A 1,211-nucleotide genomic window follows, 5' to 3' on the forward strand; every position below is an offset into this window, starting at 1 on the left:
TCTTAAATTTTTTCGTCAGGTTGCGCAGATCTTCAGCCATTTGTTCAAGCGTGGCGGCGGATGAGCTGATTTCTTCCATTGATGCCAGCTGTTCTTCCGCTGATGCGGCGATATCCTGTATGCCTGCCGAGCTTTCTTTTGAAACTTCGGCTATCTCTTCGACCGCTTCCGATACTTCCTCAGAGCCTTTTGAGAGCTGTTCGACCGCTGTGTTCATCGTTTGCAGCTTGCCCGCGATCTCATTTGTCATATCATAAATATGCTTGAAGCTCGCCTCGGTGTCTTCGGTAATGTTCAGGCCTGACTGCACTTCATGATTGACCGATTGGAACATGGTGAGCGAATGTTCGATTTCTTTGACGATGTCCTGGATTAAGCTTTCAATTTCTTTGGCCGAACTGGCAGATTGGGCGGCGAGCTTTCTCACTTCTTCAGCCACAACAGAAAATCCCCGGCCCGATTCCCCGGCGCGCGCCGCTTCGATTGCGGCATTCAGCGCCAGCAGATTCGTTTGGTCGGCAATTCCGTTAATGACGCGGAGGATGGCTGTAATGTCTTTCGACTTGGCTTCAAGTCCTTTGACGACGCCTTCGGCCTGTTTGACTGACTGGTTGATTGAATTCATCTGGCCGACGGTTTTTTGCACGAGCTCTCCGCCGGTTTCGGCAATTTCCGTTGATTTGATCGATGATTCTGTGATCGCTTCTGACACTTCCGTCACTTCAAACAGCTTGCCGTTCATTTGATTGAGCTGCTGCGAGCTTGTCTCGACTTTTTCATTCTGGCTTTCGGCTCCGTTTGAGAATTGCTCGATCGCCAGTGTGATATGTTCTGTCGCCTTGCTCGTCTGATCTGCGCTTGCTGTCAGCTGTTCAGACGAAGAGGCGACATGTTCTACCGATTCCTGAATCGCGCTGATCAAAGAGCGCAGCGATTCCGCCATTTCGTTAAAGCTTGTGCCAAGCTGGCCGAGTTCGTCTTTGGAGCGGACTTCGATCGTCTGTGTCAGATCGCCGTTGCTGATGCTCTTTGCAGACGACACAAGCTGATTCAACGGCTTGCTGATGGCGCGGACAATGAAGTAGACAAGTATGCCTCCCAGCACAGTCGCCGCGGCTAAAATGATCACAGCCATGTTGAAAACGGGCTGTGCCGCAGCTGTGATTTCATCTGTGACCATCGTTCCGCCGATCTTCCAGCCTGTCAGCTTG

At 51.3% G+C, this 1,211-nt stretch carries 1 protein-coding gene; it reads right to left on the reverse strand.

All coding sequences use genetic code 11. From position 1 onward, the window contains the following. Positions 1 to 1,207: methyl-accepting chemotaxis protein (locus tag BTR1S_RS21450; protein WP_439951646.1), on the reverse strand; the 1,207-nt coding region annotated here is incomplete at its 3' end. Between the last annotated feature and the right edge of the window lie 4 nt (positions 1,208 to 1,211).

The organism is Bacillus sonorensis NBRC 101234 = KCTC 13918 (assembly GCF_001592005.1).
In the GTDB taxonomy this organism is placed as follows: Bacteria; Bacillota; Bacilli; order Bacillales; family Bacillaceae; genus Bacillus; species Bacillus sonorensis.